Annotated in this window: 13 protein-coding genes and 2 pseudogenes; 3 read left to right on the forward strand and 12 right to left on the reverse strand. The window is 52.8% G+C overall.

Features of this window, described 5'->3' with window-relative positions; all coding sequences use genetic code 11:
- Window positions 1-22: 22 nt before the first annotated feature.
- From OGY68_RS04595 to greB, 6 genes and pseudogenes are all read right to left on the reverse strand, one after another.
- Window positions 23-526, reverse strand: a pseudogene (locus tag OGY68_RS04595) (Rpn family recombination-promoting nuclease/putative transposase); the annotation flags it as partial.
- A 179-nt stretch (window positions 527-705) separates the two neighbouring features.
- Window positions 706-942, reverse strand: a complete 237-nt coding sequence (gene feoC / locus OGY68_RS04600) for a [Fe-S]-dependent transcriptional repressor FeoC (RefSeq protein WP_003023516.1) — start codon at window positions 940-942, stop codon at window positions 706-708.
- 11 nt (window positions 943-953) lie between these two features.
- Window positions 954-3272, reverse strand: a pseudogene (feoB, locus tag OGY68_RS04605) (Fe(2+) transporter permease subunit FeoB).
- 18 nt (window positions 3273-3290) lie between these two features.
- Window positions 3291-3518: a ferrous iron transporter A gene (gene feoA / locus OGY68_RS04610; protein WP_003023519.1), complete on the reverse strand. Its 228-nt coding sequence runs from the start codon at window positions 3516-3518 to the stop codon at window positions 3291-3293.
- A 432-nt stretch (window positions 3519-3950) separates the two neighbouring features.
- Window positions 3951-6284: a Tex family protein gene (locus OGY68_RS04615; RefSeq protein ID WP_057067157.1), complete on the reverse strand. Its 2334-nt coding sequence runs from the start codon at window positions 6282-6284 to the stop codon at window positions 3951-3953.
- Window positions 6285-6382: 98 nt separating this feature from the next.
- Complete coding sequence (gene greB / locus OGY68_RS04620; protein ID WP_003023524.1) at window positions 6383-6856, reverse strand: transcription elongation factor GreB; 474 nt, start codon at window positions 6854-6856, stop codon at window positions 6383-6385.
- A 225-nt stretch (window positions 6857-7081) separates the two neighbouring features.
- On the opposite strand from greB, the gene ompR reads away from it, so the two are divergent.
- Window positions 7082-7801, forward strand: coding sequence for an osmolarity response regulator transcription factor OmpR (ompR, locus tag OGY68_RS04625; protein WP_001157751.1), 720 nt, complete (start codon window positions 7082-7084; stop codon window positions 7799-7801).
- On the forward strand, window positions 7798-9150 hold the full coding sequence (gene envZ / locus OGY68_RS04630; protein WP_003827658.1) for a two-component system sensor histidine kinase EnvZ: 1353 nt from the start codon (window positions 7798-7800) through the stop codon (window positions 9148-9150). Before ompR ends, envZ begins: the two co-directional genes overlap by 4 nt.
- A gap of 58 nt (window positions 9151-9208) precedes the next feature.
- Here the strand turns inward: envZ and nadS are convergent, their stop codons facing one another.
- The 3 genes from nadS to pckA all read right to left on the reverse strand — a co-directional run bounded on the left by nadS (window position 9209) and on the right by pckA (window position 11620).
- Window positions 9209-9505, reverse strand: a complete 297-nt coding sequence (gene nadS / locus OGY68_RS04635) for a NadS family protein (RefSeq protein ID WP_048236945.1) — start codon at window positions 9503-9505, stop codon at window positions 9209-9211.
- A gap of 52 nt (window positions 9506-9557) precedes the next feature.
- A complete protein-coding gene (locus tag OGY68_RS04640) occupies window positions 9558-9875 on the reverse strand; it encodes a type II toxin-antitoxin system RelE/ParE family toxin (protein WP_047408175.1) in 318 nt (105 codons plus the stop codon).
- Between the two features lie 122 nt (window positions 9876-9997).
- On the reverse strand, window positions 9998-11620 hold the full coding sequence (gene pckA, locus OGY68_RS04645; RefSeq protein WP_003023529.1) for a phosphoenolpyruvate carboxykinase (ATP): 1623 nt from the start codon (window positions 11618-11620) through the stop codon (window positions 9998-10000).
- A 378-nt stretch (window positions 11621-11998) separates the two neighbouring features.
- Between pckA and OGY68_RS04650 the strand changes: the two genes are divergently transcribed.
- Window positions 11999-13717, forward strand: a complete 1719-nt coding sequence (locus OGY68_RS04650; protein ID WP_286616859.1) for a DUF4153 domain-containing protein — start codon at window positions 11999-12001, stop codon at window positions 13715-13717.
- Between the two features lie 109 nt (window positions 13718-13826).
- On the opposite strand, the gene hslO is transcribed toward OGY68_RS04650, so the two are convergent.
- From hslO to yrfG, 3 genes are read right to left on the reverse strand one after another with little or no spacing between them, the layout of a single operon-like run.
- Window positions 13827-14705, reverse strand: a complete 879-nt coding sequence (gene hslO, locus OGY68_RS04655; RefSeq protein WP_003023531.1) for an Hsp33 family molecular chaperone HslO — start codon at window positions 14703-14705, stop codon at window positions 13827-13829.
- A gap of 24 nt (window positions 14706-14729) precedes the next feature.
- Window positions 14730-15131, reverse strand: a complete 402-nt coding sequence (hslR, locus tag OGY68_RS04660) for a ribosome-associated heat shock protein Hsp15 (RefSeq protein WP_003837900.1) — start codon at window positions 15129-15131, stop codon at window positions 14730-14732.
- Between the two features lie 10 nt (window positions 15132-15141).
- Complete coding sequence (gene yrfG / locus OGY68_RS04665; protein WP_057067155.1) at window positions 15142-15810, reverse strand: GMP/IMP nucleotidase; 669 nt, start codon at window positions 15808-15810, stop codon at window positions 15142-15144.
- Window positions 15811-15839 lie beyond the last annotated feature (29 nt).

The raw sequence follows: 15839 nt of genomic DNA on the forward strand, positions 1-15839 counted from the left end.
GCCATGCTCGCCGGGCCTGAGATTAATGGCTGCGCGTAGCCAGATCCTCAGCGGTCAGGCCAGTAATTCTGAAGATGGTTAGTGGGTCTATACCATCAGCCTGCATAGTTGATGCAATACGTAATGCTTCCTCTCGTTTGCCTTGTTGCAGACCCGTTTGTAACCCTTCTTGCAACCCTTTCCTATGGCCTTCCTGAAGACCATTTAGGTGCCCTTCCTGTCGTAATCTTTCGGCGATAGTCATCAACTTGTCCTTATGTTGGGGTAAACGTTCGGCGACTTCATGAAGAAACTCGCCAAAATGTGTGGTGTTACCGGCCTGCATTAAATAATTAAACAAGGCTTTCAACTGGTTGTCATTAGCGTGTCCTTTAACAAGCAGGATGGCCAGTTTTTCTACCAGCCCCATCAAATCGCGTTTACGAATATGCTTTTGGATGAGCTCCAACAGCGCCATCCGGCGATGCTGCATAATCTCGTCATCGGGCACAACGGTGATATCGATCAGTGGAAACGCGGTGCTATACCTGAGAAAAAAGATGACGAGACTCTACTTCCCAGGTTACCAGTAATCATCCACGAATTAATAACGATGCGTGGCTGGCTGGAGGATAGATCTTTTTTGCTGAAATAATGAAATCTGTGTGGAATCCATTACGCAAAAAAGCCGGATAAGCGTAGCGCCATCCGGCAAAGAGCATCTGATTAGCGTAAAGCCCACCACTCGCGCAGGCAGGCTTTACCTTCCGGGCAACTTTTGCAGCTTCCGGAAAGACACCCGTCGGCATCTTCCTGAATCCGCACCGCTTTGCCCATCTTTTCTAACTGATTCAGCATGGCGTCAATCATGGGCTGCGGGGTATGCAGCGTGTGGCTAATTTGTGTCGCCTCCATGCGCCCCCGCAAAGCCAGTAAATCACGAACCTGAATAAGCGATGCCATTGTCGATAACCTTAGTGGCAATCGCCAGTCGTGCTGGAACAGCAGGAACTCGCCGTCCTGTTGGTTGCCAGCAGTGCGAGGTCCACGCGGCTGCGAGCTCGACGCAGCAGGCCCAGCAGCACGATGTTAAACAGGATGACCGCTAAAATGCACACCAGGCTGTAGGTCGGGTGCTCTTTGTAGCTGACCGTCTGATAAAACAGCGTCGACAGAGAGTAGGCGATATTCAGGCCCCACAGAATCGAGAAGCTCATCCAGCCACGGCTGGATTCACGTGCGATAGCGCCCATCACTGAAATGCACGGTACATACAGCAGAACAAAGATCAGGTAGCTGTACGCGGCGGCGGCGCTGCCAAATTTCTCGCCCATCACGCCCATTGCACCGGTAGCCATTTCACCGTCGCCCTTGCTGGCTTCGATAGGGTTAGCCAGCACGCTCAGGCTGAAAGTGTCTTTCAGGCTTTGCCAGGTTTCATCTACCGCGCTGAGCAGCTCATCACCGAGGTGGAAATCTGCCGGGTTGAACTCTTCTTCCTGAATGTTTTCTGCGGTATAGAGCGTGTTCAGCGTACCGACAACCACTTCTTTCGCCATCGCGCCGGTGAACAGACCTACGGTTGCCTGCCAATTATCTTCGTGAACACCAATCGGTTTGAAGACTGGGGTAATGACGCGGCTCACGGAGGCCAGAGCAGAGTCGTTGATGTTGTCGACGATTTTCCCGCTCAGTGAGAAGCTGTTAAACGCACTGAGGAAAATGCTGACGATGATGATGACTTTACCTGCACGCAGAACGAAGCCTTTCAGACGTTGCCAGGTTTGAATGATCAGACTCTTAATGTGCGGCACGTGATATACCGGCAGCTCCATCACGAACGGCGTTGCTTCGCCACGCATGATGGTGTGTTTGAGCATCAGGCCGGTCAACACCGCCATGACGATACCCAGTACGTACAGCGAGAAGACCGCCAGCGCGCCGTTCTGACCAAAGAACGCGGCGGCAAAGACGGCGAAAATCGCCAGACGTGCGCCACAGGACATAAACGGCGCCATCATGATGGTCATCAAACGCTCACGCGGGGCATCCAGCGTACGTGCGCCCATTACAGACGGTACGTTACAGCCAAAGCCGACGATCAGCGGGACAAACGATTTGCCCGGCAGTCCCAGCGCCTGCATCAAACGGTCCATCACAAACGCGGCGCGCGCCATGTAGCCGGAGTCTTCAAGGAAGGAGAGGAACAGGTACATCATGCCGATTTGCGGTACCAGCGGCAGCACGGTGTTAATCCCGCCGCCAAGGCCCTGGGCCAGGAAGATGGTCAGCCAGTCCGGGAAATGCAGCGTATAGCCAATCCACTGAATACCATGGATAAAGAGTGCCACGGAGCCAACATCAAACAACGGCTGCAGCGCGCCGCCAATGTTGATGGCAAGCAGGAACATCAGGTACATCACGAACAGGAAAATCGGCAGACCGAGGAAGCGGTTGAGGATAATTTTATCTACCGCGGTGGTGAAACGGCTCGGCTCTGCCGTCAGGGTATTACTGACGGTATCGCAGATAGCGGCAATGCACTGGTAACGTGCATCGGCAATATGTAGCGCCGGGTCGTCCATTGTCTCACTCAGGCGAGCAACAGCGGCATCAAGGTTTTGTGCAGCATCACCGGCGTAAGCACGGCTGTAGATATCGCCTTCGAGCATCTGCAGGCCTAGCCAGCGGCGCTGTTTAAGCGGCATATCTTTGGCCATTGCGTCGGCGAGGGAATCAGCTTCTTGCAGCAGCGGCTGGGCATAATGGACCAGCTCGACGGTGTCGTTCTCTTTGTAGCGATCGATCGCCAGCTTCAGCGCTTCAATGCCGCGAGCGCGGGTGGAAACCAGCGGAACCACCGGGCAGCCAAGACGAGCGGAGAGGGCGTCGATATCGATACGGATTTGCTGCTTTTCAGCAATATCCAGCATGTTCAGCGCGACGATGCAGGGGATGCCCAGCTCAAGCAGTTGCAACGTCAGGTAGAGGTTGCGCTCAAGGTTTGAAGCATCAACCACGTTGATCAAGAGATCCGCGTCGCCGCTTAAAATATAGTGGCAGGCAATCTGCTCATCGAGAGAGGTTTGGGATGAGATTGTCGTCAGAGAATAGGTGCCGGGTAAATCGACCAGCGTGACCTGGTGGTCCGTCGTGGCGAAATGGCCTTCTTTACGTTCAACGGTAACGCCAGCCCAGTTGCCTACACGCTGGCGCGCGCCGGTGAGCTAGTTGAATAAGGTTGTCTTGCCGGAATTAGGATTACCAATTAAACCAATGGTTAGTTTTTTCATTTTTATAGACTCACTGTATTAACAGGAAACCGCTTCCACTTCTAATAACGCCAGATCCTTCTTACGCAATACCAGACTTACGCGACGCGTTTCGATATGGATAGGATCGCCGAGCGGGGCGACGCGTACCACGTTGAAGGATGAGCCGGGTAGCATGCCAAGTGACAACAGTTTCTGACGATAAGCCGGGCTGATTTCACGGGCAAAACCGGTAATTTTCCACGCACTGTCAGGAGTGAATTGCATAGGGACCTACTTATATCTCGCTAACTGGATGATTACCTCATGGGGCGACAGGGCGGCATGAGACCAGATGATTAGCCAACGTAAGGAAAGAGTAAATAATCAACAAATCAATGATAATGAGAATGGTTTCTATCATCAATAGAATAAATGTGACGGAATGTACAATTGGATAATAATTTGAGCCAATTTTGATATTCCTCAATATTTATTCTGGTTGGAAACGAGTGATTCGCGGAAGTAATTATTGGGGATCTTAATGTTTAATTAAGGTTTCATCTGTTAATGAAGTGATAAATATATTGTGGTGCAACGCGGGGCATAGATTAAATATGCCGGATGACGACGCTCATGCGTCTTATCCGGCCTGCAAATTAATTGCGATAACCTGGCCGGACAGGGCGTTTACACCACCATCCGGCACAGGGTTTAAACTTAGCGTTTTTTACCCATTGCCGCAGCCAGCGCATCCATCATCGCGCTGTTGCCCGCAGGCTGTGCGTCACGGCCACGCGGTTTCGCGGCTTTTGGCGTCGGGCGATTACCCTGAGCGCGATCGTTATTCCCGCCGCCGCGACGCGCATTAGTTTCACCCGGCTGCTCGTCCAGACGCATGGTCAGCGCGATACGCTTACGTTGCAGGTCCACTTCCAGCACTTTCACCTTCACAATGTCGCCTGCTTTCACCACGGTGTGCGGATCTTCGACGAACTTATTCGACAGCGAAGAGATATGCACCAGACCATCCTGATGAACGCCGATATCAACAAACGCGCCGAAGTTGGTGACGTTGGTGACTGCCCCTTCCAGAATCATTCCCGGCAGCAGATCGTTCATGGTTTCTACACCATCGGCAAACTGCGCGGTTTTAAATTCAGGACGCGGATCGCGGCCCGGCTTTTCCAGCTCTTTGATGATGTCGGTGACGGTCGGCACCCCGAAGCGTTCGTCGGTAAAATCAGCGGCTTTCAGATTACGCAGTTCGCTGCTGTTACCCATCAGGTCACGCAACGATTGCTCGGTGGCGGCCAGAATGCGTTCCACAACCGGATAAGCTTCCGGGTGAACGGTTGAGGCATCCAGCGGGTTATCGCCGTGGTTGATACGCAGGAAGCCCGCGCACTGTTCAAAGGCTTTAGGCCCAAGACGGCTGACTTTTAACAGTTGCTGACGGTTCTGGAATTGACCGTTCTCATCGCGCCAGGCAACGATATTCTGCGCCATCATGCGCGTCAGACCAGCAACACGGGTCAGCAGCGGTACGGAGGCGGTATTCAGATCGACGCCGACGGCGTTCACGCAGTCTTCCACCACCGCATCCAGCTTACGCGCCAACTGAGTCTGGCTTACGTCGTGCTGATACTGGCCCACGCCGATAGATTTCGGATCGATTTTCACCAGCTCAGCCAGTGGATCCTGCAGACGACGGGCGATAGACACCGCGCCACGCAGAGATACGTCGAGGTCCGGGAACTCCAGCGCCGCCAGTTCGGATGCGGAGTAAACCGACGCGCCGGCTTCACTGACGATCACTTTCTGCGCGGTCACTTGCGGGAACTGCTTTTGCACGTCGAGGAAGAAACGCTCGGTTTCGCGCGACGCCGTACCGTTACCAATCGCCACCAGTTCAACGTTGTGTTTTTCACACAGCGCCGCAACGGCAACGGCGGCTTTGGCGGCCTGACCGGTATGCGGATAAATGGTGTCGGTCGCGACCAGCTTGCCGGTACCGTCAACCACTGCCACTTTTACACCGGTACGCAGACCTGGATCGAGGCCCATGGTGGCGCGCAGCCCGGCCGGAGCGGCCATCAGCAGGTCATGCAGGTTACGGGCAAAGACGTTGATAGCTTCATCTTCCGCACGTTCGCGCACGGTACCCATCAGCTCCGTTTCGAGGTGCATCAGCACCTTGATGCGCCAGGTCCAGCTAACCACGCCTTTACGCCAGCTGTCTGCTGGGGCATTGTTCAGGCGTAGTCCCAGGTGATCCCGGATAATCTGCTCGCCATGGCTCTCTTTTGGTGGCTCATCGAATTGCGGATCGGCATTCAGTGAAAGTTGCAACACGCCTTCGTTACGGCCACGGAACATGGCCAGCGCACGGTGGGATGGCACGGTAGAAATCGGTTCGTGGTGATCAAAGTAGTCGCGGAACTTAGCGCCTTCCTCTTCTTTACCGCTTACCACGGTGGCGACCAGGTGGGCGTTTTTCCACAAATAATCACGTACTTTCGCCAGCAGAGCAGCGTCTTCAGCGAAGCGCTCCATTAGAATGTAGCGCGCGCCGTCGAGGGCGGCTTTGGTATCCGCCACGCCGTTTTCGGCGTTGAGATATTTTGCGGCTTCCGTTTCCGGGTCGTGAGACGGTTCGTTCCACAGCAGGTCTGCCAGCGGCTCCAGTCCGGCCTCAATGGCGATCTGCCCACGGGTGCGGCGCTTAGGTTTGTACGGCAGATAGAGGTCTTCGAGTTCGGTCTTACTTAACGTGCCGTTGATCGCTTTCGCCAGATCGTCGGTCAGTTTGCCTTGCTCGCCGATAGATTTCAGGATTGCCTGACGGCGGTCTTCCAGTTCACGCAGATATCCCAGACGGGTTTCCAGATTACGCAGTTGCGTATCGTCCAGACCGCCGGTGATTTCCTTACGATATCGTGCGATAAACGGCACGGTGTTCCCTTCGTCAAGCAGGCGAACGGCAGCTTCTACCTGTTCAGCACGAGCCTGAATTTCACCTGCGATAATGCGGCAGAAAGAATCATTCATCATGGATAGCTTCGTCTATAGGATAAAAAATCAGGGGATAGTTATACGGATTGACTGGCAAAAATGCCAGCCATCTGCCGGGGCTTCGGATTGTTCCGGTCTCACTTCACGTATTCAATCTCATTCACGTACCAGCTGGCTTCGCCACCTGGGGTGTTTACTACTGCGAGATCGCCGACCTCTTTTTTCAATAGCGCCCGCGCCATTGGTGAGTCGATTGAGATGTAATCTTTACGACCGAAGATCTCATCGTAGCCAACAATACGGAATTTGCGGATGTCGCCATCGTCATTTTCAATCTCAACCCATGCGCCAAAGAAGACTTTGCCTTCCTGCTGTGGGGAGTAATCGACGATTTTTAGATTCTCCATGCACTTGGTCAAATAACGGACGCGGCGGTCGATCTCACGCAGGCGCTTTTTATTATACTGGTAGTCGGCATTTTCGCTGCGGTCACCCAGACTTGCGGCCCAGGTAACTTTTTTGGTGACTTCCGGGCGCTCTTCACGCCAGAGATAATTCAGCTCTTGTTTAAGTTTTTCATACCCTTCACGGGTTATCAGGGGCGTTTTCATCTTATTGTTTTACCTTCGACTCTGTGATGATGCGCACAATTAGTATTACGTGAGCATATCAACAGAATAAATAATGTATTGCGAGAAACATTGTATACTTAAGCTGCTGTTTAATATGCTTTGTAACAATTTAGCCTGGAATTCATACCAGAATTCGCTGGTGACTCACGTTAGCTTTCTTAAGAATATACACTTAATTGTTGCGAACCTTTGGGAGTAATAACAATGCAAGAGAACTATAAGATTCTGGTGGTCGATGACGACATGCGCTTGCGTGCGCTTCTGGAGCGTTATCTGACCGAGCAGGGCTTCCAGGTTCGAAGCGTCGCAAACGCTGAGCAGATGGATCGTCTGCTGACCCGTGAGTCCTTTCACCTGATGGTGCTGGATTTAATGCTGCCGGGAGAAGACGGCCTGTCTATTTGCCGTCGCCTGCGCAGCCAGAGCAACCCGATGCCGATCATTATGGTCACAGCGAAGGGTGAAGAAGTTGACCGTATCGTAGGGCTGGAAATCGGCGCCGACGATTACATCCCGAAACCGTTTAACCCGCGTGAGCTGCTGGCACGTATTCGTGCAGTTCTGCGTCGTCAGGCGAATGAACTGCCGGGCGCACCTTCTCAGGAAGAAGCGGTTATCGCTTTTGGTAAGTTCAAGCTGAACCTTGGTACGCGTGAAATGTTCCGCGAAGATGAGCCGATGCCGCTCACCAGTGGGGAGTTTGCGGTTCTGAAAGCGCTGGTAAGCCACCCGCGCGAGCCGCTGTCCCGCGACAAGCTGATGAACCTCGCCCGTGGTCGTGAATATTCTGCGATGGAACGTTCTATCGACGTCCAGATCTCCCGTCTGCGCCGCATGGTGGAAGAAGATCCGGCTCATCCACGCTACATTCAGACCGTATGGGGTCTGGGCTATGTCTTTGTTCCGGACGGTTCTAAAGCATGAGGCGAATGCGCTTCTCACCACGAAGTTCGTTTGCCCGCACGTTATTGCTCATCGTCACCTTGCTGTTTGCCAGCCTGGTGACGACATACCTGGTAGTGCTGAACTTCGCGATTCTGCCGAGCCTCCAGCAGTTTAATAAGGTCCTGGCGTACGAAGTTCGTATGCTGATGACCGATAAACTGCAGCTGGAGGACGGTACGCAACTGGTGGTGCCGCCCGCATTCCGCCGGGAAATTTATCGTGAGCTGGGTATTTCTCTCTATTCCAACGAGGCTGCTGAAGAGGCCGGACTGCGTTGGGCGCAACACTATGAATTCTTAAGCCATCAGATGGCGCAGCAGCTGGGTGGCCCAACGGAAGTCCGCGTTGAGGTAAACAAAAGCTCGCCGGTCGTGTGGCTGAAAACCTGGCTGTCGCCCAATATCTGGGTACGCGTGCCGCTTACAGAAATTCATCAGGGTGACTTCTCGCCGCTGTTCCGTTATACGCTGGCGATTATGCTGCTGGCTATCGGTGGGGCGTGGCTGTTTATCCGTATCCAGAACCGGCCATTGGTGGATCTTGAACATGCGGCGCTGCAGGTGGGGAAAGGTATCATTCCGCCGCCGTTGCGTGAGTATGGCGCTTCAGAGGTGCGCTCCGTAACCCGAGCCTTTAACCATATGGCCGCGGGCGTGAAGCAGCTGGCCGATGACCGTACGCTGTTAATGGCGGGCGTGAGCCACGATTTACGTACCCCGCTGACGCGTATTCGTCTGGCGACGGAAATGATGGGCGAAGAGGACGGTTATCTTGCGGAGTCCATCAATAAGGACATCGAAGAGTGTAACGCCATCATCGAGCAGTTCATCGATTACCTGCGTACCGGTCAGGAGATGCCAATGGAGATGGCAGATCTGAACTCGGTGCTGGGTGAAGTGGTGGCGGCAGAAAGCGGCTACGAACGTGAAATCGAAACTGCGCTGCTGCCGGGCAGCATTCAGGTGAAGATGCACCCGCTGTCGATCAAGCGTGCGGTTGCCAATATGGTGGTTAACGCCGCCCGCTACGGCAACGGCTGGATTAAGGTCAGTAGCGGAATGGAGCAGCATCGCGCCTGGTTCCAGGTAGAAGATGATGGTCCGGGCATCAAGCCGGAGCAGCGTAAGCACCTGTTCCAGCCGTTTGTCCGCGGCGACAGCGCGCGCAGTACCAGCGGCACGGGCCTGGGTCTGGCGATTGTGCAGCGTATTATTGATAACCATAACGGTATGCTGGAGATTGGTACCAGTGAACGCGGTGGGTTGTCGATTCGTGCATGGCTTCCGGTTCCCTTCACTCGCGCGCCGGGCAACACGAAAGACGCATAACAAAGAGAGGCGAAATGCCTCCCTTTTTGTTTGCGGGATAGGCCGTAAAATAACGGACTTAAATTGCTTTTAATTGATTAATTATAAAAGGATTTCTTTGAATTAATAAAAGCAGTTTTCTGGGTGCTCCTGTGGGCTGGCGTCGTTTCGTTTCCCAGCTTTTAACCAGGTCATAACTCACGCCAACGGCGATGGCAAAATCCTGTTGGCGTAACCCTGTTGCTTCGCGGATGGCTTTAACATCAATTTCGCTAAAGGTATGTACATGTTCAGGCTTAGGTGTTTCTTCACCTTTCTCTATACGCACCATTTCTTCTGCACTGGCCAGCAAATCGGCAAATAATTCGTCTTTCATTTTGGCCTCACCACACCGGATAGCGGTGTCCTGATGATTAAAATTCCCATGATTAAATCAGCATATTGGATAAGTGCATTAAAACTCTTTTTTGCTCTTCGGTTAAATCATCCTGTTCATTTTTAGGATAGAGCAAAGCGAGATAGATTCGACCTTTGCGCGTCACGTTGTAATAAATAACCCTAATACCGCTGCGTTTGCCCATACCAGAGCGGCTCCAGCGAATTTTTCTGAATCCACCTGTACCAGCGATAGTATCTCCAGCCTCAGGGTTCTCTATAAGCGTCTCTTGAAAGGCGCGAAACTCATCGTCAGGCAAAAGTAACGGACGGCGTTTACTAAATCCTTGTAGCTCAATAAATGTGAACATAGCGCGTCCTGCGCATGGGGTTGATAGTACAGATTATAGGTGTACGGAGTACATTTTAAAAGATAGACACAATAAAAAACCCCTTATCCTCTTGGATAAGGGGCTATATAACGAATCAAATATTACAGCTTCGGTCCGGCGCTAACCAGCGCTTCACCTGCAGGGGTGTCGGTATATTTCTCGAAGTTCTCGATAAACAGTTTCGCCAGTGCATTGGCTTTTTCCTGCCACTGCTCCGGAGATGCGTAGGTATTACGCGGATCGAGAATGCGAGTGTCCACACCCGGCAGCTCGGTCGGGATAGCCAGGTCAAACATTGGCAGACGGAACGTTTCCGCGTCATCCAGCGAACCGTTCAGGATGGCGTCGATAATCGCACGGGTATCTTTGATAGAGATACGCTTGCCGGTACCGTTCCAGCCGGTGTTAACCAGATACGCCTGCGCACCTGCCGCCTGCATACGTTTCACCAGCACTTCTGCGTACTGCGTTGGGTGCAGAGACAGGAATGCTGCGCCGAAGCAGGCTGAGAAGGTTGGGGTCGGTTCGGTGACGCCGCGTTCGGTACCGGCCAGTTTGGCGGTGAAGCCAGACAGGAAGTGGTACTGTGTTTGGTCTGCGGTCAGGCGAGAAACCGGCGGCAGCACGCCAAATGCGTCGGCGGTCAGGAAGATCACTTTGGTAGCATGGCCCGCTTTTGACACCGGCTTAACGATATTATCGATGTGATAAATCGGGTAGGAAACGCGTGTGTTCTCAGTTTTTGAACCATCATCGAAATCGATGGAACCATCTTCGCGCACGGTGACGTTTTCCAGCAGCGCGTCACGACGGATCGCGTTGTAGATTTCCGGCTCGGCATCTTTAGACAGTTTGATGGTCTTCGCGTAGCAACCGCCTTCGAAGTTAAACACACCGTCGTCATCCCAGCCGTGTTCGTCATCGCCAATCAGGCGACGTTTCGGGTCGGTGGACAGCGTGGTTTTACCGGTGCCGGACAGGCCAAAGAAGACTGCCACATCGCCTTTTTCCCCAACGTTTGCTGAGCAGTGCATGGAGGCAATGCCTTTCAGCGGCAGCAGGTAGTTCATTACGGAGAACATACCTTTCTTCATTTCGCCGCCGTACCAGGTACCACCAATCAACTGGATACGCTCAGTCAGGTTGAAAGCCACGAAGTTTTCGGAGTTCAGACCCTGCTCTTTCCACTGCGGGTTGGTGCATTTAGCGCCGTTCATCACGATGAAATCAGGTTTGAAATCAACCAGCTCTTCGTCGCTTGGGCGGATGAACATGTTTTTGACAAAATGCGCCTGCCAGGCAACTTCGGTAATGAAGCGCACGGAAAGACGGGTATCGGCGTTAGCGCCGCAGAAAGCATCAATGATAAACAGGCGCTTGCCGGAAAGTTGCTGGGTGACTAATCCTTTCAGATGCTGCCAGGTTTCCGGGGAGAGCGGTTTGTTGTCGTTCTTACCTTTACCTTTGTCGGACCACCACAGCGTGTCGCGCGTGGTGTCGTCACGGACAATGTACTTATCCTTTGGCGAACGTCCGGTAAAGATACCGGTATCAACGGCAACGGCGCCCAGATTCGTTAACACGCCACGTTCATAACCTTCCAGGTTTGGATCAAGTTCTTCCTGGAAAAGCGTGTCGTAGTCTGGATTGTAAACGATATCCTGAACGTCATTGATACCATAAGCCTTGAGATCTTGCGGGGTTAAACTGTTGTTCACACGCATTTCACTGCTCCTTAGCCAATATGTATTACCTGGAATAGTAAGGTTTTTTAGGGATTGTTAACCGCGACAAGGCTCATAGATTTACGCATCCGGGAAAATCACGGGCGACCGAATGCGCTGCGACTCCTGTCACAAAGAGGCAGATATTATGGCAGGAAACCCTTTTTTGTTGTGGAAAATGTTCTTAAAACGTTAATGGAGAGTGTTTTTGGCGGGAATCTTGTGAGTGTAATCGCATTCACGTAAGAAATGAATGCGGGCTATACATAAACAATATCGATTCACTTCCCGTCGTCGTGGTCTGAAATCGCTCTATCAATGCTCAAAATTGTGAAGTTGATGCGATAATTAGCTTTTCCCTTCATTCTGGATACTGACATGGATAGTGCTGAAATTTCACGTACGACGCGTTGGGGCATGATATTCATCGGCCTGTTGCAGGGGACATTATGCTATCTGCTGATGACATATCTGGTGCCCCATAATGACGGCTGGCTGTTTTATGGCATGCCTGCGACGATTGCGATCACCTCGGCTCTTTTACTTACTGTTGTTTCTTTCAAACAACGCGCGCTGTGGTACTGGATGGCGCTGATCTTTGTTGTCGTGCTGGCGATGAGTGTCTGGCTAAAGTGGCAAGTCGAGGACAGTGATAAGTGGCGGCAACATGAAGTTTTTATGTTCTATGGTTGGCGATTACTGCTGATGGCGATGCTTGCTTTGCCCTGGATTCAGTACTCGCTTCATGTCTCTCGTGAGCAGGCGCGTTACCCGCATTTTTATCGGCAATTGTGGCTTAATGCGTTGACGTTGCTGATTGTCTTTGTCGCCAACGGTTTGTTCTGGCTGGTGCTCCTTCTATGGAGCGAGATGTTTAAGCTGGTCGGTATTCCCTTCTTCAGCACGCTCTTCTTTGATACTGACTGGTTTGGCTATGTGGCCTTTGGTCTGATTACCGCACTGGCAGTGGTACTGGCCCGAACACAGTCGCGTCTGGTCACGGCGGTACAAAAATTACTGACGTTTATCGCCACCGGTCTGTTACCTCTGGTCGCGCTGTTGGCGCTGATGTTCATACTGACCTTACCCTTCACCGGGCTGGAGGCTATTTCGCAACGCGTGTCTGCGGCCGGGTTGATGTCAACGCTGACGCTGCTCCTGTTGCTGTTGATGGCTATTGTGCGCGAACCGCAAAAAGAGGCGTTACCCTATCCTGGCGCGTTACGCTACCTGATCAAATGCTCTCTGATTGTCGCGCCCATCTATATGCTGATTGCCGGTTGGTCACTGTGGGTGCGAATACAACAGTACGGTTGGACGCCTGAGCGTTTGTATGGCGTGCTGGTGGTCGTGGTACTGCTGGTATGGTCGTTTGGCTATCTGGCCAGCATTTTGCGCCGCGGGCGCAATCCACTTGAGCTTCAGGGGCCGGTCATTCTTGGCGTTTCGTTGCTGGCGTTGGGGCTGTTGGTTCTGCTGTCATCGCCGGTTATTGATGCCTGGCGCATCAGCGTTAACAGCCATATGAGGCTGTATCACAGCGGGAAAATTAAACCGGATCAAGTCAGCCTGTATATGTTGGATCACAGTGGAAAACCGGGGCGCGCAGCGTTGGAAGCATTACAAAAAGATGTGGCGTTTAATCAAGACAGTAAACGCAGACGCGACTTGATTTCTCTGCTGCAAGGGCGCCGGGATCCGGTTAAAGAGCTAACCGCAACACAGTTAGTATCGAAGGTTGTGATGGCTCCGGGGAGCCAGAAGCCAGACGATGCGTTCTGGGCGTTTGTCAAAACACAGGGGTATCGCATCACCTCTTGTGCTGAGCAGAATGCGTGCGTACTGGTGAGTCAGGACCTCAATGCGGATGGTCATCCTGAGCAGGTGTTATATGCCTTTGGCGATGGGGAGAGTCTGGTCTTCGGCGTGCAAAAAAACAAATGGGATTTGTTAGCTGTTGCCAGGCTACCTGAAGGATTCAATAAGGATAAATTGCTGCAGGCGGTGGCGAATCAGCAACTGGACTCAGCCCCCAGAATCTGGCGGGATATCACTATTGATGGCAAAAGACTGCCGATGACTTATTACACCGAGTGAGTGTGTTGCCGACATCGTTTTTGCCGGATGGCAGCGCGAACGTCTTATCAGGCCTACGACAGATTTTCCGTAGGCCTGATAAGCGCCGTGCCATCAGGCAAGACAGTGATTAATGCACCTGGGGATCGGCAGGGGAGGCATTGCTGCGGATCTCAGCAATATCCATGGCGTTAAACAGATAGTGGCTACCGCAGTAATCGCAGTGCATATCGATCTCGCCTTCTTCCGCCAGAATGCTATCCACTTCTTCGTCCGGCAACGTTTTCAGTGCGCCCGCGCAGCGTTCGCGTGAACAGGTGCATTTGAACTCAACGTCCTGCGGATCGTAGAGAGTAACCTCTTCTTCGTGGTACAGGCGCCACAGCACTTCGTTGGCCGGCAGCGTCAGCAGCTCTTCGGCTTTGATGGTTTCGGTCAGGGCTGTCAGGTGATCGAAATCATCTGCCTGCGCGTTTTGCGCCGGCATTACCTGCAGCAGCATTCCGCCAGCAGCGGGTTTGCCATCAACGTCGCCAGTGCGGATGAACAGGCGTGTCGGCAGCTGTTCAGAACGCATGAAGTAATCTTCCAGACACGCTGCCAGCGTGTCACCTTCCAGACCGACCACGCCTTGATAACGCTCGCCTTCTTCCGGGGTAATGGTGATCACCAGGTAACCGTTGCCCACCAGCGTTTTCAGATCGGCATCTTCAGGAATATCACCCTGCATGCGGGCCACACCGCGCATCTGCTGATTGTTGTTGCCGTTGATGACGGCCAGGCTCAGCGGACCATCACCCTGCAACTGCACAGTGATATCACCGGCAAATTTCAGCGTGGCGGTGAGCAGGCTGGTGGCAACCAGCAGCTCAGCCAGTACGTTTTTGACCGGTTGCGGGTAAGTATGATTTTCGAGGATCTGTTGCAGGGTTTCCGATACGGTCACCAGCTCGCCGCGCACGGCAAAGTTTTCAAACAGATAACGATGTAATTGGTCATGTTGCGGCATAATCATCTCTCTTGCAGGTGACAGTCACTCGCTGTCGCCGTGTTTAAATCGTAACAGGTCGCGGCGCTCTTTCTTGTCCGGTCGTCTGTCCGGGTGCGGCATGGTTAACGCGTTAAGTTTACGCGCCAGCGCCATTTTTTCGCGTTTTTCCACGCTTTCCGCGGTTTCTTCATACAGCGTAACGGCTTCCGTTGCCGGGCGACGCTGCTCGGTAATGGCCTTGATAATGACTGTTCGTTCGTCATTTCCCTGGCGAAGGGTGAGGGTGGCGTTCAGCTCGACAATCTTGCTTGGCTTACTGCGCTGGCCGTTGTAGTGCACCTTACCGCCTTCAACCATTTCGCGGGCTAGCGCACGCGTTTTGTAAAAGCGTGCAGCCCACAGCCATTTATCCAGCCTGACTTCAGCAGAGGGCTTTTCTTTCATGGCGTCTCCTTCACATCAGTGAGGGGATCAGTCGGCGGTAGTCATTCAGTGACGGATGGCGTGCGTACTGTTTTTCGGCGATGCCGGAGTCGGGATTGGTCACGCCGAGGCAGTAACGAATACCGTACAGAGCAGCGGCGTCGAGAATGGGTTCGCTGTCGTCAATAAACAGCGTCTTCTCTGCACTCATTCCCGTTTCTTCAGCCACAGCGTGCCATAACCGCTGATCCTCTTTGGGATAACCAAATGTGTGGGTGGAAAGTAATAAATCAAGGTGTGAGGCCAGACCGGTATGCTCAAGCTTCACCGCCAGATTATGCGGATGCGCGTTGGTGAGCAAAATACGGCGCTTGCCGCTGGCTTTTAAGGCATCAAGAAACGGTATGGTATCTTCGCGCAAAACGGCGCGCGGTCCCTGTTCCGTGGTCATGGCGCAAATATCCAGATCCAGGCACTCGCTCCAGTAGTCCAGGCAGTACCAGTTTAGCGTATGCTGCACGGCATGATACTGCTGACGAATATAGTCCTGAGCTTCCTGAGGAGAGATACCCTGCTTCGCGCCATAGGTTTCCGGCACCAGTTTTTGCCAGAAATAGTTATCGAATGCCAGGTCGAGCAGCGTGCCGTCCATATCTAACAACACGGTGTCGACATCCTGCCAGGCAATATTGATATGCATGGAAACTCCCCAGAAGAAAACATGATGCG

The sequence above is a fragment of the Citrobacter sp. Cpo065 genome (assembly GCF_030332805.1).
GTDB classification, from domain to species: Bacteria; Pseudomonadota; Gammaproteobacteria; order Enterobacterales; family Enterobacteriaceae; genus Citrobacter; species Citrobacter portucalensis.